The 2,468-nt window shown below is 39.1% G+C and carries 5 protein-coding genes; 2 read left to right on the top strand and 3 right to left on the bottom strand.

The genetic code is table 11. From position 1 onward, the window contains the following. Positions 1-226 (top strand): topoisomerase C-terminal repeat-containing protein (locus FM107_RS19145; RefSeq protein ID WP_179204554.1); only part of this gene is annotated, 226 nt, incomplete at its 5' end. Further along, positions 226-1,107 (top strand): ORF6N domain-containing protein, encoded by an 882-nt coding sequence (locus FM107_RS19140; protein WP_086950087.1) that lies wholly within the window; start codon positions 226-228, stop codon positions 1,105-1,107. The genes FM107_RS19145 and FM107_RS19140, both read left to right, overlap by 1 nt. A gap of 33 nt (positions 1,108-1,140) precedes the next feature. Here the strand turns inward: FM107_RS19140 and FM107_RS19135 are convergent, their stop codons facing one another. From FM107_RS19135 to FM107_RS19125, 3 genes are all read right to left on the bottom strand, one after another. After that, entirely contained in the window at positions 1,141-1,317 is a 177-nt protein-coding gene (locus tag FM107_RS19135) for a histone H1 (protein ID WP_034727124.1), read from the bottom strand. Positions 1,318-1,412: 95 nt separating this feature from the next. Next, a complete protein-coding gene (locus tag FM107_RS19130) occupies positions 1,413-1,949 on the bottom strand; it encodes a hypothetical protein (protein ID WP_143559543.1) in 537 nt (178 codons plus the stop codon). Between the two features lie 53 nt (positions 1,950-2,002). Beyond that, positions 2,003-2,468: hypothetical protein (locus tag FM107_RS19125; protein WP_218779053.1), on the bottom strand; the 466-nt coding region annotated here is incomplete at its 5' end.

Raw genomic sequence — 2,468 nt, 5'->3', positions numbered from 1 at the left:
AATCGTGAAGTGTCCAGATGAGGGTTGTAATTGGGTGCAGTTCCGCAATGTGTGCGGCGTACAAATTGGTATAGCCGATATTGAAAGCCTTGTCAGTAAAGGAAAAACTTCACTCATAAAAGGAATGAAAAGCAAGGCGGGTAAGAAATTCGATGCTTTCATCGTGTTGAATGAGGATTACAATACCTCCTTTGAATTTGCTAAAAATAAAAGCTACAAAAAGTAATGGAAAATAAACCTGCCATTAGTCCAAAGGAAATCAAGAACCTGATTTATACCATACGTGACAAGCAAGTGATGTTGGACAGCGACCTTGCTGTTTTGTATCAAGTAGAAACAAAAAACCTTAATAAAGCTGTAAAACGGAATATTGATAGGTTTCCTGAAAAATTTTGTTTTCAACTGACCGTTGAGGAAGTCGATTTTTTGAGGTTCCAATTTGGAACCTCAAACGTGGGGCGAGGCGGAAGACGTTATCTTCCCTACGTTTTCGGCGAACAAGGAATAGCAATGTTGAGTACTGTGCTTCGATCCGATGTGGCTGTAAAGGTCAGTATTGAAATTATGGATGCGTTTGTAGAAATGCGTAGAATGCTCATCAGCAATGCTTCCCTCTTTCATCGCTTGGATAAAATTGAGCTGAAACAATTAAAAGCCGATCAAAAGATTGAGGAGATTTTCAAGGCTTTGGAAAGCGACAAACTCTACAGCGAAAAAGGTGTTTTTTACAATGGGCAGGTCTTTGATGCCTATACCTTTGTTGCGGATATTGTCCGAAGTGCCAAAAGCTCCATTATCCTGCTCGATAATTATGTAGATGATACCGTACTGACCTTATTGGGAAAACGCAACACTAATGTGACCGCAACTATCTACACCAAAACCATCAGCAGTCAGCTACGGTTGGATGTACAACGGTACAACAGCCAATATCCCCCTATCGACGTAAAGATTTTCTCCGATGCACACGACCGCTTTTTGATAATAGACCAAACAGAACTGTACCATATCGGAGCATCGCTCAAAGACCTGGGCAAAAAATGGTTTGCCTTTTCGAGAATGGATATTGAGGTAGGCAGGATGCTCCAAATCTTGAACACTCCATAAAACAAAACCCTCCGAATTCAAGAGGGTTTTGCTTTAGCCTTTAGATGCTTCCAAAGATGCCTTTCTGAACTCCTTTAAAAGTTTTTCCAATTCAAGAGAAGCCTTGCGTGCTCTTGTACCTGCCGCTTTGTTTCCTTTTCCTGCCTGTAATTCAGCATCTGCTTTCAGTGTTTCAAAGCTCGCATTGATTTTTTCGATTAGTTCATTCATTATGGTAATGGATTAAAAATTTCAACACAAAAATAGAAAAAAATAATTTCACTGTCTTGCTATGTTAATTCGGACTTGTATGTTAGCGGAAGTTTTTATTGTTCGCCTTTTAGCTCTTCGATGAAATGTTCTCCTAATGGAGAAAGCCGGTAACCTACATTGTGGCTTATGGTCAAGCCTAAATTTTTCAGTTTTCGGATATTTAGTTTTAGCCATTCTTTTTCAAAGCCTGTCAATTTTGCAATACCTATGGCGTGTAAATTGGGATTGTCTTTTATCGTCAACAGGATTTTTTCAGTCCAATGACCTTGTTTACTGTAAAGGTCTAAACGCTCTAATCTACCTTTTAACTCTTCAAATTGCTGTTCTGACAATCCTGTTTGCTCCCTCAACTTAATTCGTGGGTCTTCGGCATGATAACGAACGGATATTTTAAAAATAGTTCCTGTGCTGTTGTGGGTAAATGATTTTAGCAACTGCTTTTTTTCCGTAAAGCCTGCCTGTACTGCTTCTTTGTCGCTTATATCATTTTCGCTTACAGCTTCAATCTTGCCGATTTCGAGCAAACCAACAGATGTATGCAAAAGGCTTCCGGTTTTAACGGAAACCTTTTGCCACTTACGAAATGCCAAAGTGATTTCTCCCGATTTAATACCTTGCAGGTGTACTCCCTTAAATAGCATAATTATAATTCTTTTACATACTTGTTCAAATCAAATGACTTTCTACCAAGCAATTTTTCAAGTGTACTGTCCACATGTGAAAATTCGCCTATCTTAATCCCGTTGGCCATACTGACCAATAAATCCACGACTTCGACAGGTATTTGATAGCTAATCAGTTCTTCTCTGAAAACTTCATCCGAAATATCAACGTGGTTTACGGTTATACTTTTTTCTTTACTTATCACCCCTGCCAATTCATCAAATGAATATGCTGTGTTACCTGTTATTTCATAGGTCTGGTTTCCATGTGCATTTCCCGTTAATACGTTTGCAATGGCTTCCGCTATGTCTGTCCGTGATACAAAACTTACTTTTCCGCTTCCCGATGGATAACGGATTTCGTTCGTTTGCAAGGCATTTCCAATCAGTTCGGGTATGGCTTCCATATACATGCTGTTTCTGAAAAAGGTATAAGGGATATTTGTT

This window comes from Sphingobacterium sp. JB170 (genome assembly GCF_900163865.1).
Taxonomy (GTDB): domain Bacteria; phylum Bacteroidota; class Bacteroidia; order Sphingobacteriales; family Sphingobacteriaceae; genus Sphingobacterium.
This window is presented reverse-complemented; position numbering and strand designations above follow the sequence as displayed.

Bases quoted from the DNA above. Each gene is read 5' to 3' on its own strand.
- FM107_RS19140 (WP_086950087.1), top strand. From the start codon at position 226: ATGGAAAATAAACCTGCCATTAGTCCAAAGGAAATCAAGAACCTGATT.
- FM107_RS19135 (WP_034727124.1), bottom strand. From the start codon at position 1,317: ATGAATGAACTAATCGAAAAAATCAATGCGAGCTTTGAAACACTGAAA.